Origin of the sequence: Massilia brevitalea, from assembly GCF_030711405.1 — a bacterium.
Lineage (GTDB): Bacteria > Pseudomonadota > Gammaproteobacteria > Burkholderiales > Burkholderiaceae_D > Telluria > Telluria brevitalea.
The window spans coordinates 57,402-76,792 of sequence record NZ_JAULSI010000027.1; the positions used below are offsets into that span (position 1 = coordinate 57,402).

The following is a 19,391-nucleotide window of genomic DNA, read 5'->3' on the forward strand; positions in this document are numbered from 1 at the left end:
GGTGGAACCCCCTGTGCTCCGACGCATCGGCTGACGTTTGCACGCTCTGAGCCTTCGCTCTCCCGGCTCGTCCATTTCAGTCGAGCTTGTTCTTGACTTGAATTTGTTGGGCTGTGCATCCGGCATCTGCTCACGTTAGACTGCCTGCTTGCCAACCCGGTTCCGCCCCCATCTGCCACCGATGAACGACCGCGCCCCTGTCCAGCATCTCCACCACGACTTCCACCCGGCCGTCGCCGCCTGGTTCGCCGCCAGCTTCCCCACCGCGACCGAGGCCCAGCTGCGCGCCTGGCCGCTGATCCAGGCCGGGCGCCCGACCCTGGTGGCCGCGCCGACCGGTTCCGGCAAGACGCTGACCGCCTTCCTGGCCGCAATCGACGACCTGGTGCGCCAGAGCGAAGACGGCGCGCTGCCGGACGAGACGCAGGTGCTGTACGTCTCGCCGCTGAAAGCCTTGTCGAACGACATCCGCGTCAACCTGCCGGGTCCGCTGGAGGGCATCGGCGAGCAGCTGCGCTCCATGGGCCTGCCGGCGCACGGCATCCGCACCGCCGTAAGCACCGGCGACACCACGACGGCCGAGCGCAACGCCATGAGAAAGCGCGCGCCGCACATCCTGGTCTCGACGCCGGAGTCGCCGTACGTGCTGCTCGGTTCCGCCAGCGGGCGCGCCATGCTGCGCAGCGCGCGTACCGTGATCGTCGACGAGATCCACGCGGTCGCCGGCAGCAAGCGCGGCAGCCATCTTGCACTCAGCCTGGAGCGGCTCGACGCCCTGTGCAGGCGGCGCACGGTGCGGGTCGGGCTGTCGGCGACGCAAAAGCCGCTGTCCCTGGTGGCGGATTTCCTGGTCGGGCGCGCCGGAGGCGAATGCGCGGTGGTCGACGTCGGCCACGTGCGGGCGCGCGACCTGGGACTCGAGCTGCCGCAGGTGCCGTTAGAGGCGGTGATGCCGAACGAAGTCTGGGAACGCGTCTACGACCGCATGATGGAGCTCGTCGTGCTGCACCGGACCACGCTGATCTACGTGAACACCCGGCGCATGGCCGAGCGCGTGGCACGCCACTTGGGCGACCCGCTGGGCAGCGAGCACGTGGCGGCGCACCACGGCAGCCTGGCCAAGGAATTCCGGCTGGAGGCCGAACAGCGCCGGAAACGCGGCGAGCTGCAGGTGCTGGTGGCCACTGCATCGCTGGAACTGGGCATCGGCATCGGCGACGTCGACCTAGTCTGCCAGGTCGGCTCGCCGAGGAATGTCGCCGCCTTCCTGCGGCGCATCGGCAGCTCGGGCCACCAGATCGGCGGCACGCCCAAGGGCCGGCTGTTCCCGACCTCGCGCGACGACCTGATCGAGTGTACTGCCCTGCTCGACTGCGTGCTGCGCGGCGAACTCGATGCGCTGCGCATCCACACGAAACCGTACGAAATGTCCTCGAACCGTGCAGTTTATGACGCTTCCGGCGAGGCCCAGGGAAACTCGAACGCGGCGTCATCTAGGCATATTCATCCGCACTGTGAGTCCAGAGAACGTGCTGAAACTCATCAATATTCGTTGCACTTCTGCCAACCCTCGAACAATAATAACCTATCAAACCAAGGAGGTTATATGTTCGTTCAAGACCACGTTCCAGCTCACAAAGGTAAGACGACGGTTAGCAATCCTATCAAGGACATCGAGGTCGCCTCGAAGGTCAAGGAACTGCTCGCACACAGTTCACGGATACCACATGGTGGTAGATCGGTCACCCGCTGTGAATCTAATATGTAAACCTGATCTTGATGGCGTTGAACTCGATGTGGGCCAGCGCGTGCACCAGCATCGCCCGGCCTTCGTTGGTCGCCATCGAGCGGCGGCCCACCTGGAGCGGCGGCACCAGGTCGGGTTTCAGCGGTCGGCCCGGGATGCCGGCTGGGGCCGTCAGCGCAACATCGGCATCGACCGACCAGTCGCCGTCGCGGTGATGCGTGGCGAGTTCCAGCACCATGCGCACCTTGGCCGCCGGATCGCATTCCAGCAGGCAGGTCAACGCGCGCGTGCGCAGCTCGATAGGGAGCGACTTCATACACTTTCTCTATATGTTTAGAAGGAGCCGCGCAGTTTACCGCATCGCCGCCCGATCCTGCCCCGGCAAGCGGCTTCTTATGCGAAAAACACATACGCATGGTCAAAAAGCTTCGTTCACACGCCCATGCCCCGCCAGTAAGGTAATCCCACTGATGACTTCCTTACAGAAATAACCATGATCAAGAAAAAACTGCTGGTCCTGCTCGCCGCCACCGCCCTGCTGCAACCGGCCTTTGCTGCCGACGTCAACCTGCTGAACGTGTCCTACGACCCGACCCGCGAACTGTACCAGGACGTGAACGCGGCCTTTGCCAAGTCGTGGAAAGCGAAAAGCGGCGACAACGTCAAGATCAAGCAGTCGCACGGCGGCTCGGGCAAGCAGGCACGCTCGGTGATCGACGGCCTGGAAGCGGACGTCGTGACCCTGGCCCTCGGCTACGACATCGACGCCCTCACCGACAAGAACCTGCTGCGCAAGGACTGGCAGACGCGCCTGCCGCACAATGCCTCGCCCTACACCTCGACCATCGTGCTGCTGGTGCGCAAGGGTAATCCGAAAGGCATCAAGGACTGGAACGACCTGGTCAAGCCGGGCGTCGCCGTCATCACCCCGAACCCGAAGACCTCGGGCGGCGCGCGCTGGAACCACCTGGCCGCCTGGGGCTATGCCCTGCGCCAGCCGGGCGGCAACGAAGCCAAGGCCAAGGAGTTTTTGACCAAGCTGTATAAAAACGTGCCGGTGCTCGATTCCGGCGCGCGCGGCGCCACCACCACCTTCGTCGAGCGCGGCATCGGCGACGTGCTGATCGCCTGGGAAAACGAAGCCTACCTGGCGGTCAAGGAACTCGGCCCGGACAAGTTCGACATCATCACCCCCTCGGTCAGCATCCTGGCCGAGCCGCCGGTGGCGATCGTCGACAAGTTCGCCGACAAGCATGGCACCCGCAAGGTGGCCGAGGCTTACCTGAACTTCCTGTACACCGACGAAGCGCAGGCCATCATCGCCCAGAACTACTACCGCCCGGCCACCCCGAAAGCGGCCCAGCAGTACGCGAAGAACTTCCCGCAGGTGAAACTGTTCACCATCGGCGACGTCGCCGGTAACTGGGCGAATGCGCAGAAGACCCACTTCGCGGACGGCGGCGTGTTCGACCAGATCTACCAGCCGAAGTAATCCTTCCACCGTTGGCCCACGGGCAGGGAATCCGGGCGATAATCGAGCGATTGTCGCCTGGAGCATGATCTCATGTACATCCCCGCCCATTTCGCCGAATCCCGCCCCGAGGTCCTGCACGACCTGATCCGCCGGCATCCGCTTGGCATGCTGGTCACGCATGGCGCGGCGGGGCTCGACGCCAATCACATCCCCTTTGAACTGAATGCCGCATCCGGCAGCCTGGGCACGCTCGGCGGCCACGTGGCGCGCGCCAATCCCGTCTGGGAACAGCTGCGCGATGGCGACGAGGTGATGGTGGTCTTCCGCGCCGGCGACGCCTACATTTCCCCGAATTGGTATCCCTCGAAGCACGAACAGCACCGGCAGGTGCCGACCTGGAACTACATGGTGGCGCATGCGCACGGGCGGGTGCGGATCGTCGACGACGAGCGCTTCGTGCGCGGCATCGTCGGGCGCCTGACCAAGACGCATGAAGCGTCGCAGGCGGCGCCGTGGAAGATGGCGGACAGCCAGCGCGCGTTCATCGATGGGCTGCTGGCGGCGATCGTCGGCATCGAGATCGAGATCACGCGGCTGGAAGGCAAATCAAAGCTCAGCCAGAACAAGGAGGCGCGCGATCTGCGTGGGGCAATCGAGGGACTCGAGGCAGCGGGCCGGAACGATGTCGCAGACGCGATGCAGGCAGCCGCGCCCCGCGAGCCCTGACACGCGCCGGGGCAGGCGCGCTGAATGCGCTACGCGGCCCCGGGTCCAGCCGTGCCGGGTGCAGTGCTTTTCGCAGTGCTTTTAATGCGCGCCAGTGCCGTGGCGAGGAGTTCCCGCACATCCGGGACCAGCTCTTCCCACCCGAACTCCTGCAGATGCCGTTCGAGCGGTGCGACTTCCTCGGGAAGCAGCACGACACCGATCACCGATGCAACCGCTACCTCTTCCGCATTCAACTGCTTCAGCAGGACATAGTGCCCGGCGAGCGTGTTCAACTTCGGGATGATCTCGGCCGGTGGGCGCGGCAGGCGAACGCGCGGCGCCTCCTTCCTGAGCAGCCTGACCGGAATCGAGACAGACACCTCGTTGCGCATCAGGCCAACCGCCTCCGCGAGCGATGAGGCCACGTCCTCGCACGTGGCCGCATCGACGCCGTCGCCGATCGACACTTCCACGCGGTCGAGATGGTCGGGGCGGCTGACATATTCGCAGGCCCTGAAGTAGTGGCCGCGCAAGTAGAAGCTGAGCTGGCGATCCGGATAGTCGGAATAATGAAACGGATGCGGGATCAGCGCACTGCACGCGGCAAGATCATGGATGAGGTTATGGCCGATGGGATTCAGGCTGTCCGATTCACGCAGGCTCGCCGGCAAGCGCAGTGCATCGAACACCGGCTCCGTACAGAGTCCAATGATAAAACCCATCTGCATCCTTTTCGCCAGGCGTATCAGCGCTTTTCGTTGTTCAGCGCCTGCAGCAGCTTGAACGCTTCATGCTGGATGGCCGGCTCCGCCGCAGCGAGTTCCTTGCTCGCCTGGACATATGCTACGCGCTTGCGCTCCTTCTTTTCGTCCGGCGAGACCGCGCCCGACATCCCCGGCATCACGATCTGCGGACCACTGTTGTACTTCTGGTGGATGATCTTCTTGCCGTACGGGGTGCCGTAGAAACGGGTCATCTCGGTGGCGGCATCAAGCGAAATCACGCGCGTCAGCGATGGCGCCAGGCGCCGATGCACCTCTGCCGGCGGCATCGCGTCGAGCTTCGCATTCACGGCCTTGCGCTGCGCTTCGGTCGGAAAGCGCGTGCGGGCGGCGACGGCGCGCAACTCATATTCGACGTGCATCACGCCGAGCAGGTCTTGCACCGCCTGGACGTGCGCGGTACTGGCCGCTGCGGCCTTGGGCGCCGGGGCCGCGGTGGCGGAAAATGCGGGTGCGGCGACAAGCATGGACAGGCCGAGCGCGGCGTGAATGAACTTCATTGATTTCCCTTCGTGTGATCGTGGCATGGCGTCGTAGAAACGCGCAAGGAGTATAAACCTTCGGCTGGCTTGGGAATCTCGCCAATTGTTGCAGGCGTCCACGTTGTCGAAAAAACTGACAGCACAGCCGCATCGGCAGTCCATCCGTGCGCCAAGTACTTGTTACTGCACGCTTTTGCAGGCTTGGCATTCGGCTTGCTATACCGTGGTCACCACTTTAACCGGGGATCACAATCATGATGAAAAAGCTTGTCGCTTTCGCAGCAGCCGCACTGTTTTCACTGAACGCATCGGCGGGCTATGTCCGTTACGACCTGGACGGCCCCATGCTGAGCGGGTATTTCTTCCAGAACGAAGAAGACCTATCGATCGCCGGATACAACTTCACCGTCGACAACGGCCGCTACGCTTTTAGTCTCTTTCCAAGTGGAGAGTACGCAAGGCTGAACTGGACCCGCGCCCGCTACGACAACGAAGGACCGTCCCGCTTCAGCATTTCCAGTTACCTTGACGAATGGACCAACGTGAATATGTGGTTCAACTTCTCGCCGACCGATAACGCCGATGTCTGGAGGATTACCTCGCGCTTCTCGGCCGTGCAATGGTATCGCGAGCCATATTGGGATCCTTTCCCCAACCTCGTGCTGTACCCGACCGGAACCGCCACGCGTCACGAAGTCGACCAGGAGGTCGCGGACTACTTCGATTACCATCTGCGCGAAACCGGCGAATATCCAGACGGCTTGCGGCATATCGCGCCGCGGCTGAACGTGATTCCGGAACCCAGCAGCATTGCGCTCCTTGCACTGGGCGCAGCAGGCCTGGCGGGAGCGGCGCGCCGCCGCAAGGCAGGCAACCTGGCCTGCTGACATGGCGGACAGGCCTTCGATAATGGAGGCCTTCCACAGTCGTCTCCGACAGCGCGTCAGCTGATCTCGGCTACCTCGCCATCGGCAACCACCCGGTCACGCCCGCCGCGCTTGGCCGCATACAGCGCCCGGTCCGCCGCCGCGATCAAGGCGGCGGCATCGTCCAGCCGCGTCTTGTCGAAACCGGCCACGCCGATGCTGAGGGTGATCACCGGATGCACTGCCGCAGGGGCCTGCGCCAAGGCCAGCGCCGCCACCTGCTCGCGGATCGCGTTCGCATGCGCGCAGGCCTGTTCCAGCGTGGTATCCGGCAGGATCGCCGCGAATTCCTCGCCGCCGTAGCGCGCCGCCACGTCGGCCGGGCGTTTCAGCATGGCCGCCAGCGCCTGCGCCACTGCCGTCAAACAGGCGTCGCCCTGCTGGTGGCCGAAGTGGTCGTTGTAGGCCTTGAAGGAATCGATGTCCATCAGCAGCAGCGACAAGGGGCTGCCGGCCCGCCCGGCGCGGCGTAATTCGCGGTCCAACGCAACATCGAAATAACGGCGGTTGGCAATCCCTGTCAGGCCATCGACGTAGGAACGCGCGCGCAGGGTTTCGGCGTGCTCGCGCAACTGGCGTTCGCGGTCGACCGTGCCGCTGACGTCGCGCACTTCGATCAGGCAGTAGCGTTTTCCCTCCTCGGTGAACGGCGTCACCGATACCGCCTGGTCGATGCGCGCGCCGTCGAAGCTGCCCGCTTCGCGCAGCGGAAACGGCGCCGGCTCCTGGCCTTGCGGCAGGTTCGCCGCCACGCCCGCGCCCATCGCCGCCAGTACCGCCGTTTCCACGCGCGCACCGCGCAGTTCCGGGAACACCTCGAACAGCGAGCGCCCCTGCACCCGCGTGGCGGCATAGCCCGAGCGCGCCGCCATCCAGCGGTTCCAGAGCACGATGCTGTGCGCGGCGTCGAGCACCACCAGGCCGCAGTTGACGAGATCGAGGGTACGCGGCAGCAGGCTAGGTGGAGAGATGGTGGCGCTCACGGGCAGGTTCGTCGATGCGGAACCGGCGATGATAGCGGAAAAGCACGCCCCTGAGCAGGGGCGGGTTTACTTCGCCGCGCGCATGCGTGCCCGGTCGAGCGGCAAGTCGCGCACGCGCACCCCGGCCGCCTGCGCCACCGCGTTCGCGAGCGCCGCCGCCGCCGGTCCCTGCGCCGCCTCGCCGGTGCCGAGGAAAGGCTGGCCGGGGCGGTCGATCAGGTGCACTTCCAGACTTTGCGGCACCTGGTTGAAGCGCAGGATCGGATACGAAGCCCAGTCGACGGTCTGCACCTGGCGTTCGTCGAAGCGCACCTGCTCCAGCAAGGTCCAGCTGGCCGACTGGATGATGCCGCCCTCGATCTGGTTGCGCACGCCGTCGGGATTCACGACCTCGCCGCAATCGACCGCCGCCACGGCGCGCACGATGCGCACGAAGCCGGTCTCGCGCGCGACCTCCACTTCCAGCGCCAGCGCGCAATACGCCGCCAGGTTTTTATAGCGCGCAAAGGCTAAGCCGCGGCCGCGGCGCGGGCCCGGCCGGTAAGCGTTCCAGCCGAACTTCTCGGCGGCCAGCTTCACCACGTCGACCGCGCGCGGATCGTCCAGGTGGCGCAGGCGGAAGGCGACCGGGTCGGCATTCGCCGCCAGCGCCAGTTCGTCCATGAAGCTCTCGATGGCGAACACGTTGCAATAGGCGCCGAGCGAACGCAGGGCCGAAGTACGCAGCGGCGCATTTTGCTGGAAGCGGTGCGTCACACGCGCGTTCGGCAGCACGTAGTACGGAATCGCGTTGCGGTCGCCGCCGCCCTCGGGCTGGGGAATCGGCTTGCCCGAGGGCGGCGTGAACGCTTTGGCGAGATGGGTCGCCGTCAGCAGGTTGCCGGCCTTGCCGGGCCGGTTGTTGTGCGAGGGGCTGGTGACCGCATACTCCCAGTCGGCGATGCGGCCATCAAGCCCGAGCGTGGCGCGCACATCCACCAGCATGGCCGGGCCGAACGGTTCCCAGGCGTGTTCTTCCTCGCGCATCCACTGCACCCGCACGGGCCGGCCCGGATAGCTGCGCGCGAGCAGCGCGGCGTCGGCCGCGACGTCGTCGGCCGCGTTGTGGCCATAGCAGCCCGATCCCTCGACGTGGATGCAGCGGATGGTGTCCTCCTCCACGCCGAGCAGCTCGGCCAGCGCTTTGCGCAATGGGTAGACGCCCTGCGAGTGGGTCCACACGGTGTAGCGGCCGTCGACGAGTTGGGCCACGGCGCAGGAAGGGCCGACCGAAGCATGCAGCTGCCAGGGCCGGGTGTAGGTGGCGCTGAGCGTCCTGCCGCCTGCCTGCGCAGCGCCGCGTTCGAGAATGGGTATGGCCTCGGCGGTCCGCGCGCGCACGTCTGCCGGCACGTTTGCCGTGCCCGGCAAGGAGGCCGGCACGCTCCAGCGCGTGGCGCGGGCCAGCGCGGTGGCCGCCTTCACGGCGCGGTATTCGCCGTCGGCGATCACGGCCAGGTAGCGGCCGTCGCGCACCACTTTCAGTACGCCGGGCAGGCGCGCGATGCTGTCCGTGTCGGCGGATTCGAGGCGCGCCGCCTGCGACGGCGGACGCACCACGCGCGCATGCACCATGCCGGGCAGGCGCAGGTCTTGCACGTAGGCGGCGCCGCCTGCCACCTTGGCCTGGATGTCGGTGCGCCGCAGCGGCTTGCCGGACACGGTATGCGTGGCGCGTGGCCGCAGTGGCGCCTTGCCGTCGGCGCGCAGGTGCAACTGGCGTCCGGCAAGCAGTTCTCCGTAGGTGGCGCGACGCCCGCCGGGCGCCTCGAAGACGCCGTCGCGCAGGGTCATGGCGCTCTCCGCCACCCCGAAGCGCTGCGCCGCCATGCCGGCGAGGATGAAGCGCACCTGGGCGGCGGCGTGGCGCAGCGCGGTGCCGCTGTCCTGCATCGAATGGCTGCCGGCCGTGTAGCCCTCGTTCGGCGTGCGCGCGGTGTCGGCCGTGACCAGGCGGATGCGCGCCGGGTTCATCTGCAGCTCTTCCGCCGCCACCTGCAGCAGGGCCGTCTTGATGCCCTGCCCCAGCTCGGCCTTGCCGGTGAAGACGGTGACGGCATTATCGGCATCGATGCGGATCCAGGCGTCGAGCCAGGGTTCCTTTTCCAGGCTGCCGGGCAGCTTGCCTTTTCCCTTGGCGCCGCCTTCGCCCTGGGCCCAGCCCGGCGCCAGCGAGAACGCCAGCGTCAGCGAACCGCCCGCCAGCAGCAGCGAACGCCGGCGCGGATCCGGCGCGTTCACGGACGGTCTCCGCGCCGCGCCTTGCCCATGGTATCGGCGGCGCGCCGTACCGCGCGCAGGATGCGCATGTGGGTGCCGCAGCGGCACAGGTTCGGCATCATGTGGCTGCGGATCTGCTCGTCGGTCGGCGCCGGGTGCCTGTCGAGCAGGGCCTGGGCGCGCATGATCATGCCGGCGATGCAGTAGCCGCACTGGGCCGCCTGCTCGTCGATGAAGGCCTGCTGCAGCACGCCGGGCTGCGCGGCCGTGCCGAGGCCCTCGACGGTGCGCACCGGCCGGGCGCCCACCACCGACACCGGCACGATGCAGGACATCACCGGCGCGCCGCCCAGTATCACGGTGCAGGCGCCGCACTGGCCCAGGCCGCAGCCGAACTTGGCGCCGTTCAGCGCCAGGTCGTTGCGCAGCACGTAGAGCAAGGGCGTGTCGGCGTCGGTGTCGACCCGGTGCTTTTTCCCATTCACCTGCAGTTCGTAGCTCATTCCTTTCCTTTCCGGACCGCGTCCGCAAGATCCGGCCAGTCGGCCTGGGCGGCGCCATAGCGGCGCAGGTAGGCGGCCAGCGCAACCGTCTGCTCGTCGCTGAGGATGGCGCCGAAGCCCGGCATCCAGCGCGCCGGCTCGCCATCCGGCGGGGCGATGCCGTCGCGCAGCAGGTGGATCAGGCTGCGCGGGTCGGGGTCGTACAGCGCCACGGCCTGCTGCAGCTGCAGCGCCGTGCCCGAACTCTCGGCGCGCCCGGCGTCGTGGCAGCGCGCGCAGGCGTTGGCATACACCTGGTGGCCAAGCTGCATGCGCGCCAGGTCGGGTCGTCGGGCTTCGGCGCCGGCAGACTGCCGGGCCGGCGTGCAGGCGTGTCGCGCGCCGGCGCCTGGTCCAGGTAGCTGTGGATGTAGGTGGCCAGCGCCGCGATGTCGGCCGGGTCGCCGTGGCGCAGGTTCTCGGCCACGCCCTGCATCGGCCCGCCGGCCGCCGCGTGGCCGGGCGCGATGCCGGTGCGCAGGTAGGCCGCCAGGTGCTCGCGCGACCACGGCAGCGGCGATGGCGACTTCGCATTCAGCGCCGGCACATACCAGTCCTCGGCCTCGCCGCCGTCGAAGAAGCGCTTGTCGTCCGGCCCGCCGAGGCGGGTGCGCGGCGTGTGGCAGGCGCTGCAATGCGCCAGGGCGTCGGCCACGTAGGCGCCGCGGTTCCATTCCGCCGATTGCTTCGGGTCGGCTTCGAAAGGCGCGTCGTCGAGATACAGCAGGTTCCAGAAGCCGACCAGGGGCCGGAATCCGAAGGGGAAGCTCATCGCGTTGGGGTGCGCCGGGGCGTCGAGCGGCGGGCGGGTCATGAAGTACGCGTACAGCGCCTGCACGTCGCCCTGGTTCAGGCGCGCGTAGTGGTTGTAGGGGAAGGCCGGGTACAGCAGGTGGCCGTCGCGCGACACGCCCTTGCGCATGGCGCGCTCGAAGGCTTCCAGGCTCCAGCCGCCGATGCCGGTGCGCCTGTCGGGCGTGATGTTGGTGCTGTAGACGGTGCCGAACGGGGTTTCGATGGGAAAGCCGCCGGCGAAGGGGCGGCTGAGGTCGACGGTATGGCAGGCGGCGCAGGTGCCGAGGGCCGCCACCCGGGCGCCACGCTCGACCAGACCGGGCTCGAAACGTGGCGCCGCGTTGATCGGCGCCAGCGCCGGGCGCCACATGACCGCCACGGCGAGGATGCCCAGCAGGGCGGCCACCAAGGATAGCCAACCCAGCCAGCGCAGGGTACGCCCGCGGCGCCGTCCGCGCCCAGCATCACTCATCGTCGCTCCCGAATCCCGTGTATTCTTGGCATGCATTGTCGAGCGCCCCGGCCGGCATGGTCTGTTCGCTCACGCACAGTGGCGCCCGGCCTTGCCTCCAGCGTATTGGACCCCATCTGCATCCGATGAACGACCGCCCTTCTTCCGACGCCCTGCGTCACGACTTCCACCCGGCAGTGCGCGCCTGGTTCGACGCCAGCTTCCCGGCCGCCACCGAAGCCCAGCTGCGCGCCTGGCCAAACATCCAGGCCGGCCGCGCCACGCTGGTGGCGGCGCCCACCGGCTCGGGCAAGACCCTGACCGCCTTCCTGGCCGCGATCGACGCCCTGGTGCGCGAGGGCGCCGTGGCGCCGCTGCCCGACGAAACCCGGGTGCTGTACGTGTCGCCTCTGAAGGCCTTGTCGAACGATATCCGCGTCAACCTGGAAGGCCCGCTGGCCGGCATCGGCGCCCAGCTCGACGCCATGGGCTTGCCGCCGCACGGCATCCGCAGCGCAGTGCGCACCGGCGACACCAGCACCGCCGAGCGCAATGCCATGCGCCGGCGCCCACCGCACATCCTGGTGTCGACGCCCGAGTCGCTGTACGTGCTGCTCGGCTCCGACAGCGGACGCGCCATGCTGCAGACCGTGCGTACCGTGATCGTCGACGAAATCCATGCCGTGGCCGGCGGCAAGCGAGGCAGCCACCTGGCGCTCAGCCTGGAACGCCTGGATGCCTTGTGCGCCGAGGGCCAGCGTCCGCCGCCGGTGCGCATCGGCCTGTCGGCTACCCAGAAGCCGATTTCCGCGGTGGCCGACTTCCTGGTCGGGCGTGCCGGCGGTCCCTGCGCCGTGGTCGACGTCGGCCACGTGCGTGCGCGCGACCTCGGCCTCGAATTGCCGCCGGTGCCGCTGGAAGCGGTGATGCCGAACGAGGTTTGGGAGCGCGTCTACGACCGCATGGCCGAACTGGTGGTGCTGCACCGGACCACGCTCATTTTCGTCAACACGCGGCGCATGGCCGAGCGCCTGGCGCGCCACCTGGGCGACCGCCTCGGCGCCGGCCACGTGGCGGCCCACCACGGCAGCCTGGCCAAGGAATACCGGCTCGATGCCGAGCAGCGCCTGAAACGCGGGGAACTACAGGCCCTGATTGCGACGGCCTCGCTGGAACTGGGCATCGACATCGGCGACGTCGACCTGGTCTGCCAGGTTGGCTCGCCGCGGAACATCGCCGCCTTCCTGCAGCGCGTCGGGCGCTCGGGTCACTTCGTCGGCGGCACACCCAAGGGACGATTGTTTCCGACTTCGCGCGACGACCTGGTCGAATGCGCGGCCCTGCTCGACTGCGTGCGGCGCGGCGAGCTCGATGTGCTGCGCATTCCGCAAGCGCCGCTCGACGTGCTGGCCCAGCAGATCGTGGCGGAAGTGGCTTGCCGCGAATGGGGCGAGGACGCCCTGTTCGACCTGGTGCGCCAGGCCCAGCCCTATGCGGAGCTGGCGCGCGAGAAGTACGACGCCCTGCTGCGCATGCTGGCCGAGGGCTATACCACGCGCGCCGGCGTGCGCGGCGCCTACATCCACCGCGACGCCGCCACCCAGTCCCTGCGCGGCCGGCGCGGCGGCAAGCTGGCGGCCGTTACCTCGGGCGGCACGATTCCCGAGAATGCCGACTACACCGTGCTGCTCGAGCCGCAGGGGCTGTCGGTCGGCACCGTCAACGAGGACTTCGCGGTCGAAAGCCTGGCCGGCGACGTCTTCCAGCTCGGGAACACCTCGTACCGCATCATGAACATCGAATCGGGCAGGGTGCGGGTGGAAGACGCGCATGGCGCGGCGCCGAACATCCCCTTCTGGCATGGCGAAGCGCCGGGGCGCAGCGACGAACTGTCGCAGGGTGTGGCGCGGCTGCGGGCGGAAGTCGAGCGCCAGCTGACAGAACCGGCGCCCGTCAAAGGCAAGGCGGCGCCGGACAACAGCGCGGCCCTCGACCGCGCCGTCGGCTGGCTGGGCGAACACCTCGGGCTGAAGGACGATGCGGCCGGCCAGATCGTCGACTACCTGGCGCGTGCCCGCTCGGCACTGGGGGCATTGCCGACCCAGGACACGCTGGTCATGGAGCGCTTCTTCGACGAATCCGGCGGCATGCAGCTGGTGATCCATACGCCTTTCGGCAGCCGCATCAACCGCGCCTGGGGCCTGGCGCTGAGGAAGCGCTTCTGCCGCAGCTTCAACTTCGAACTGCAGGCGGCGGCCACCGAGGACGCCATCATCCTGTCGCTGTCGACCAGCCACAGCTTCCCGCTGGACGAAGTCTGGCGCTACCTGCGCGCCGCCACCGCCGAACCGATCCTGGTCCAGGCCCTGCTCGACGCGCCGCTGTTCAATGTGCGCTGGCGCTGGAACGCCACTACCGCGCTGGCCCTGCCGCGCTTCGCCGGCGGGCGCAAGGTCGCGCCCCAGCTGCAGCGCATGAAGAGCGACGATCTGCTGGCCACCATCTTCCCCGACGGCGCGGCCTGCCTGGAAAACATCGCCGGCGACCGCGAACTGCCGGACCACCCGCTGGTCGACCAGACCCTGGACGATTGCCTGCACGAGGCCATGGACAGCGAAGGCTGGCTGGCGCTGCTGCGGCGCATGGAGAACGGCGAGGTGCGCCTGCTGGCGCGCGATTTGCCGGCGCCCTCGCCGCTGGCGGCCGAAATCCTGAATGCCCGGCCCTACGCTTTCCTAGACGATGCGCCTCTGGAAGAACGCCGCACCCAGGCCGTGCTGAACCGGCGCTGGAGCGACCCGGCGTCAGTCGACGACATGGGCGCGCTCGACCTGGAGGCGATTGCCGCCGTGGCCGAGGAAGCCTGGCCGCACGCCCGCAACAGCGACGAAGTCCAGGAAGCGCTGGTGGCGCTGGCCTGCATCACGCAGGCAGAAGCGCAGCGCAATGAAGGCTGGGAGGCCTGGCTGGCCGAACTGGCCGCCGCCGGGCGCGCGACGCGCCTGCGCAACGACGGCGGCATCGATTGTTGGGTGGCGCTGGAACGGCTCGACTGCCTGCAGGCTGCCTATCCCGGCGCCGCCATCGAACCGCCGCTGGCGGTGCCGGCCAGCCACCGCGGCAACGACGGCGAGCCCTGGACGCGCGATGCGGCGCTGGTCGAGCTGGTGCGCGCACGCCTGTCCGGCAGCGGGCCGCAGCCGCTGGCCGCGATTGCCGCCAGCCTGGCCCTGCCCGCGAGCACGGTCGCCATCGCCCTCGGGCAGCTGGAAAGCGAAGGCTACGTCATGCGCGGGCGCTTCACGCCCGGCGTGGACGAGGAAGAATGGTGCGAGCGCCACCTGCTGGCGCGCATCCACCGCTATACGATCCGGCGCCTGCGGCGCGAGATCGAGCCGGTGGAGCTGCAGGACTTCATGCGCTTCCTGTTCGACTGGCAGCACCTGACACCAAGTACGCAATGGCAGGGCCAGGACGCCCTGCCCCAGCTGCTGGCCCTGCTGGAAGGCTTTGAAGCGCCCGCCGGTTCCTGGGAGCCGGATGTGCTGGCGCTGCGCCTGCCGGATTACTCGATCCTGTGGCTGGACGACCTGTGCCGCGCCGGCAAGGTGGTGTGGACGCGCATCGACGCGCCGCGTTCGGCCGCTGGCGGCCCGGTGCGCAGCACCCCGATCGTGCTGCTGCCGCGGCGCCAGACCACGCTCTGGCATGGCATCCCGCAACCCGACGGTCCGCCCACGATCTCGCCGCGCGCCGCCCTGGTGCTCGACGCCCTGCGCCACCATGGCGCCATGTTCTTCGACGAACTGCAGTTCGAGGTGCGCATGCTGCCGGTGGAACTGGAAAACGCGCTCGGCGAACTGGTGACGACCGGCCTGCTGAATGCCGACAGCTTCGCCGGCATGCGCGCCATGCTGCTGCCGTCGAGCAAGCGCGCCAGCAACGACCGCAAGCGCCGCCGCGGCGCCGGGCCGACCATGGAGGAAGCCGGGCGCTGGGCCCTGGTGCGGCGCGCCGAAGCCGAGGCGCCAATTGATCCGTCCGCGCCGCCGCGCCGGCGCCGGCTGGCCCCGGAGACCCTGGAGCACGTGGCGATGACCCTGCTGCGCCGCTATGGCGTGATGTTCTGGCGCCTGCTCGAACGCGAGGCGAGCTGGCTGCCGTCCTGGCGCGAGCTGCTGCCGGTCTACCACCGCCTGGAAGCGCGCGGCGAGATTCGTGGCGGGCGCTTCGTGGCCGGCTTCTCGGGCGAACAGTTCGCGCTGCCCGAAGCGATCGCCCAGCTGCGCGAGGTGCGGCGCCGTCCGCATGACGGCGCACTGGTCACGCTGTCCGGCGTCGACCCGCTGAACCTGGGCGGCATCCTGCTGCCGGGCGATAAGGTGCCGGCCCTGGGTGCGAACCGGATCCTGTTCCGCGACGGCTTGCCGGTGGCGTCGATTGTCGGCAGCAAGATCGTCTACCCGACGAATCCCGGCACCGAACGCGACCTGTTCCACGCGCACCTGGTCGGGCGGCGCTAGGCTACCAGAAACAGCCTGGCAGAAAGCCACCCGCAGCCGGCTTGATACGCGCCGGTGAAATGCACGGCAATGCGAACTCGGCGTCCTGCATGCGGTCGAACCTGCTCTGCCACACGGCTCAGCGCTTTGCCATCCACCATGGACCCGACCGACGCTGCACCCACTGCACACGGTGCACCCGCCGCGCCAGCCACTGCGGCGGCCCGTCCCCAGCCGGCCATCGGCCTGCGCGCGGCCGTCGCGCTGATCGTCGGCGTCGTCATCGGCGCCGGCATCTTCAAGGCGCCCTCGATCGTGGCCTCGCTCAGCCCCAGCGCCGGGGCGATGTTCGGCATGTGGCTGCTGGGCGGCGTGGTCTCGCTGATCGGCGCGCTCTGCTACGCCGAACTGGCCACCGCCTACCCGCATGCCGGCGGCGACTACCACTTCCTGCAGCGCGCCTACGGCCGCTCGGTGGCCTTCCTGTTCGGCTGGGCGCGCTTTTCCGTCATCACCACCGGCTCGATCGCCCTGCTCGGCTTCGTGTTCGGCGACTACCTGCAGCAGGTACTGCCCTTCCCGCTCGGCCCGCCCGGCGCCGGCCCCACGCTGTATGCCGCCGCCATCATCGTGGTGCTCACGCTGGTGAACGTGCGCGGCATCCGCGCCGGCGCCGCCACCCAGACCTGGCTGACCCTGCTCGAAGTCGGCGGCCTGCTGCTCATCGTCGCGGCCGCCGCGCTGCTGGCGGACCCGCCCGCGCCGGCACCCGCCGCCGGCATGGCGAGCGCCGCCGGCGCGGGCGGCTCCTCTCCCTCCTACGGCATGGCGATGGTCTTCGTGCTGCTCACCTACGGCGGCTGGAACGAGGCCGCCTACATCAGCGCCGAAGTACGCGACGGACGGCGCAACATGGCCCGGGCCCTGACCCTGTCCGTCCTGCTGATCACAGGCCTGTACCTGCTGGTAGCCTGGGCCTGCTGGCATACGCTGGGCATGGCCGGCATGGCGTCGTCGGAAGCGCTGGCCGCCGACGTGATGCGGCGCGCCCTCGGGCCCGGCGGCGAAGCGTTGATCGCGCTGCTGGTCGCAGTGTCGGCGCTTACCTCGATCAACGCCACCATGATCGTCGGCGCGCGCAGCAGCTATGCGCTGGGCTGCGACTGGCCGCGCCTGCGCCGGCTCGGGCGCTGGGACGGCGCGCGCGGCACGCCGGCGGTGGCCATGCTGGTGCAGGGCCTGGCCGCGCTGCTGCTGGTGGCCCTGGGCGCCGGCTTCGGCAGCGGCTTCAGGGCCATGGTCGAGTTCACGGCGCCGGTGTTCTGGCTGTTCTTCCTGCTGGCCGGCGTGTCGCTGTTCGTGCTGCGCCGGCGCGAGCCCGACCTGCCGCGCCCGTTCCGCGTCCCCCTGTTCCCGCTGCTGCCCCTGCTGTTCTGCGCCACCTGCGCCTGGATGCTCTGGTCCAGCCTGTCCTACGTGTTCAGCCAGTCGCTGGGCGGGCTGAACGCGGCCTGGATCGGCGTGGCCGTGCTTGCCGCCGGACTGCTGCTGCTGCCCCTGCTGGGCAGCCCGGCGCCCCAGGTTCCCGTCCCGCTTGCCCCCTCCAAGGAGAACTGACATGAACGACAACCCGAGCCGCCGCAAGCTGCTCCTGCTCGGCGCCGCCAGCGCCGGCCTGGGCATGCTGCCCGCAGGCGCCGCGCCGGCGCACAGCGACACCACCGCCGCCGCACCCAGGCTCGACGTGCCCTATGTGCCGACGCCGCAGCAGGTGGTCGACCGCATGCTGGCGCTGGCGAAGGTCGGCAAGAACGACGTGCTCTACGACCTCGGCTGCGGCGACGGCCGCATCGTCGTCACCGCCGCCAAACAGCTCGGCGCGCGCGGCACCGGCATCGACATCGACCCGGTGCGCATCGCCGAAGCCGAGGACAATGCACGCAAGGCCGGCGTCGACAAGCGCGTCAGCTTCAAGGTGGGCGATTTGTTCGAGGCCGACCTCTCGGGCGCCTCGGTCGTCACGCTCTACCTGCTGCCGACGATCAATACCCGGCTGCGCCCGCGCCTGTGGCAGCAACTGAAGGTCGGTTCGCGCGTAGTCTCGCACGCCTTCGACATGGGGCCGGAATGGCCGCCCAAGAAAACGGCGACCGTCGAGGGGCGGACGCTCTATTACTGGACCATTACCGAGGCGCAGAAGAAAAAGGCGAAGGCCTGAGCGGCCGGGCTGGGCGAGTTGGCTGGATGGCTGGAGCGGACCGCGCGCACGGCAGCGATGCTGTTTGCACACGCGGCGATTCCGTGTAAACTTGAATACGAATCATTCTCATTCAAGGAAGTGCATGCCGTGGTGCGCGCTTGCCGCAGATGTGAGCCCGTACACAGCCATTCGCCCAAAGGATCCGTATGTGCGACAAACACCCTTCGCTCGACCCAGCCAATGTGCAGTTCCAGACCCAGCAAAGCTCGCGCCGGCGCCGCATCTGGGAGTTGTCCCGCAATTGCCATTGTCCGCTGATCGGCGTCGCCCTGCCGCTGGGCACGCTGCGCAAGCTGGTGGAAAAAGTCACCGGCGGCGCACTCATGCACGACGACTACGAGGTGCACGTCGGCGCCGTCAACGATTGCACCAGCCGCAACCGCGTGGCCGAGGCCGTGCAGAAGGAACTCGAACGGCGCTATGCGCAGGTGATCTTCCGCTTCCGCAGCGCCCGCAGCGCGGCCCAGGTGGCCGAGCTGTGGGAAGCGGCGGTGAACGCGGGCGATGTGGCCGGCGCCTTCTGGGCCGGGCTGTCGCACCCGGCCTGCGTGCCGGCGCTGGAAGAAAAGATGTGCCGCGACATCCACATGGTCCAGCACCAGGCCGGCGCCTGCGCCCGCGCCGACATCGGCAAGTACAACGCCCTGCTCGGCGACAAGGCCCGGTTCGAAGGCGAGCTGGCGCGGCTGCAGGCGCGCTGCAACGCCCTGCTGCACGAAAAGAAGCTGGACGCCGACCGTTTCGAGCAGCAGTTGATGGCGGCACGCGCCGCCACCATCGCGCGCGAGACCGATGTCCACAACCTGCGCAACGAGCTGGCCCAGCTGCGCTCGACCATCCCCGAGCTGGAAACGCGCAAGCGCCTGGCCAACCAGCTGGCGCGCATGGAGGCGCGTGAAGCCGCGCTGCGCGGCCAGATCGCCGAGCTGAAGACCAACCGGGCCGAGGCTGCCGCCCGTGTCGCCGAACCTGCCGCCGCCGCGCCGGCGCCAGCCGTTCCGGCGTCCATGTCGGCAGCGCCGCCGGTTATCCCCATCCAGCTGGTCAACCAGAGCGTGCTCTGCGTTGGCGGACGCAGCGGCAACGTCTCGTTCTACCGCAAGATGGTGGAAAAGAGCGGCGCCCAGTTCGCGCACCACGACGGCGGCCTGGAAGACAGCAGCAACCAGCTCGACGCCAGCCTGGCCGCTGCCGACCTCGTCATCTGCCAGACCGGCTGCATCAGCCATGGCGCCTACTGGCGCGTGAAGGAATACTGCAAGCGCACCGGCAAGCGCTGCGTGTTCGTCGACAACCCGAGCGTGTCGAGCCTGGCGCGCGGCCTGCAGGAAATGGGCGCCGTCCCGGCCCTGGCGATGGCCGAGGAAGGGCCGGCCACTGAAGCTGAAGCCTGCAAGACCTAGCCTCACGGCATGCATTCCCGGGCTACGGCGGCCTGCATTTTAACGCCGCGCAAACGAGGCCGCGTTCGATTGAAACG

At 68.5% G+C, this 19,391-nt stretch carries 15 protein-coding genes and 1 pseudogene; 8 read left to right on the forward strand and 8 right to left on the reverse strand.

The annotated features are described in order from the left end of the window. Positions 1 to 181: 181 nt before the first annotated feature. Positions 182 to 1,531 (forward strand): annotated as a pseudogene (locus QWL29_RS17435) (DEAD/DEAH box helicase); the annotation flags it as partial. A gap of 226 nt (positions 1,532 to 1,757) precedes the next feature. On the opposite strand, the gene QWL29_RS17440 reads toward QWL29_RS17435, so the two are convergent. After that, on the reverse strand, positions 1,758 to 2,063 hold the full coding sequence (locus QWL29_RS17440; protein ID WP_308635647.1) for a DUF455 family protein: 306 nt from the start codon (positions 2,061 to 2,063) through the stop codon (positions 1,758 to 1,760). A gap of 177 nt (positions 2,064 to 2,240) precedes the next feature. Here QWL29_RS17440 and QWL29_RS17445 point away from each other — a divergent pair, with 177 nt between their 5' ends. Both QWL29_RS17445 and QWL29_RS17450 read left to right on the forward strand, forming a co-directional pair. Next, positions 2,241 to 3,239, forward strand: a complete 999-nt coding sequence (locus tag QWL29_RS17445) for a sulfate ABC transporter substrate-binding protein (RefSeq protein WP_305824145.1) — start codon at positions 2,241 to 2,243, stop codon at positions 3,237 to 3,239. A 72-nt stretch (positions 3,240 to 3,311) separates the two neighbouring features. Further along, on the forward strand, positions 3,312 to 3,947 hold the full coding sequence (locus QWL29_RS17450; protein WP_305824146.1) for an FMN-binding negative transcriptional regulator: 636 nt from the start codon (positions 3,312 to 3,314) through the stop codon (positions 3,945 to 3,947). A 29-nt stretch (positions 3,948 to 3,976) separates the two neighbouring features. Here the strand turns inward: QWL29_RS17450 and QWL29_RS17455 are convergent, their stop codons facing one another. Both QWL29_RS17455 and QWL29_RS17460 read right to left on the reverse strand, forming a co-directional pair. Further along, positions 3,977 to 4,651 carry a hypothetical protein gene (locus QWL29_RS17455; RefSeq protein ID WP_305824147.1) on the reverse strand — a complete coding sequence of 225 codons (675 nt, stop codon included), beginning with the start codon at positions 4,649 to 4,651 and terminating at the stop codon, positions 3,977 to 3,979. Between the two features lie 23 nt (positions 4,652 to 4,674). Further along, positions 4,675 to 5,211, reverse strand: coding sequence for a hypothetical protein (locus QWL29_RS17460; RefSeq protein ID WP_305824148.1), 537 nt, complete (start codon positions 5,209 to 5,211; stop codon positions 4,675 to 4,677). A gap of 236 nt (positions 5,212 to 5,447) precedes the next feature. On the opposite strand from QWL29_RS17460, the gene QWL29_RS17465 reads away from it, so the two are divergent. Continuing rightward, entirely contained in the window at positions 5,448 to 6,080 is a 633-nt protein-coding gene (locus tag QWL29_RS17465) for a PEP-CTERM sorting domain-containing protein (protein WP_305824149.1), read from the forward strand. Positions 6,081 to 6,136: 56 nt separating this feature from the next. Here QWL29_RS17465 and QWL29_RS17470 read toward each other — a convergent pair whose 3' ends face one another. The 5 genes from QWL29_RS17470 to QWL29_RS26805 all read right to left on the reverse strand — a co-directional run bounded on the left by QWL29_RS17470 (position 6,137) and on the right by QWL29_RS26805 (position 11,170). Next, positions 6,137 to 7,102 (reverse strand): GGDEF domain-containing protein, encoded by a 966-nt coding sequence (locus tag QWL29_RS17470; RefSeq protein ID WP_305824150.1) that lies wholly within the window; start codon positions 7,100 to 7,102, stop codon positions 6,137 to 6,139. A gap of 66 nt (positions 7,103 to 7,168) precedes the next feature. Then, a complete protein-coding gene (locus QWL29_RS17475; RefSeq protein ID WP_305824151.1) occupies positions 7,169 to 9,382 on the reverse strand; it encodes a xanthine dehydrogenase family protein molybdopterin-binding subunit in 2,214 nt (737 codons plus the stop codon). Then, on the reverse strand, positions 9,379 to 9,864 hold the full coding sequence (locus QWL29_RS17480) for a (2Fe-2S)-binding protein (protein ID WP_305824152.1): 486 nt from the start codon (positions 9,862 to 9,864) through the stop codon (positions 9,379 to 9,381). Before QWL29_RS17480 ends, QWL29_RS17475 begins: the two co-directional genes overlap by 4 nt. Continuing rightward, the gene (locus QWL29_RS26800) at positions 9,861 to 10,157 is read right to left on the reverse strand and encodes a c-type cytochrome (protein WP_305824153.1); all 297 of its coding nucleotides are present in this window, start codon (positions 10,155 to 10,157) and stop codon (positions 9,861 to 9,863) included. The genes QWL29_RS17480 and QWL29_RS26800 overlap by 4 nt, the downstream gene beginning before the upstream one ends. After that, entirely contained in the window at positions 10,043 to 11,170 is a 1,128-nt protein-coding gene (locus tag QWL29_RS26805; protein WP_305824154.1) for a c-type cytochrome, read from the reverse strand. Before QWL29_RS26805 ends, QWL29_RS26800 begins: the two co-directional genes overlap by 115 nt. Positions 11,171 to 11,295: 125 nt before the next feature. Here QWL29_RS26805 and QWL29_RS17495 point away from each other — a divergent pair, with 125 nt between their 5' ends. From QWL29_RS17495 to QWL29_RS17510, 4 genes are all read left to right on the forward strand, one after another. Then, positions 11,296 to 15,672, forward strand: a complete 4,377-nt coding sequence (locus QWL29_RS17495; protein WP_305824155.1) for a DEAD/DEAH box helicase — start codon at positions 11,296 to 11,298, stop codon at positions 15,670 to 15,672. A 138-nt stretch (positions 15,673 to 15,810) separates the two neighbouring features. Continuing rightward, a complete protein-coding gene (locus tag QWL29_RS17500) occupies positions 15,811 to 17,268 on the forward strand; it encodes an APC family permease (RefSeq protein WP_305824156.1) in 1,458 nt (485 codons plus the stop codon). 1 nt (position 17,269) lies between these two features. Next, positions 17,270 to 17,869, forward strand: coding sequence for an SAM-dependent methyltransferase (locus tag QWL29_RS17505; protein WP_305824157.1), 600 nt, complete (start codon positions 17,270 to 17,272; stop codon positions 17,867 to 17,869). A gap of 188 nt (positions 17,870 to 18,057) precedes the next feature. After that, positions 18,058 to 19,314: a DUF2325 domain-containing protein gene (locus QWL29_RS17510; RefSeq protein ID WP_305824158.1), complete on the forward strand. Its 1,257-nt coding sequence runs from the start codon at positions 18,058 to 18,060 to the stop codon at positions 19,312 to 19,314. Positions 19,315 to 19,391: the final 77 nt, after the last annotated feature.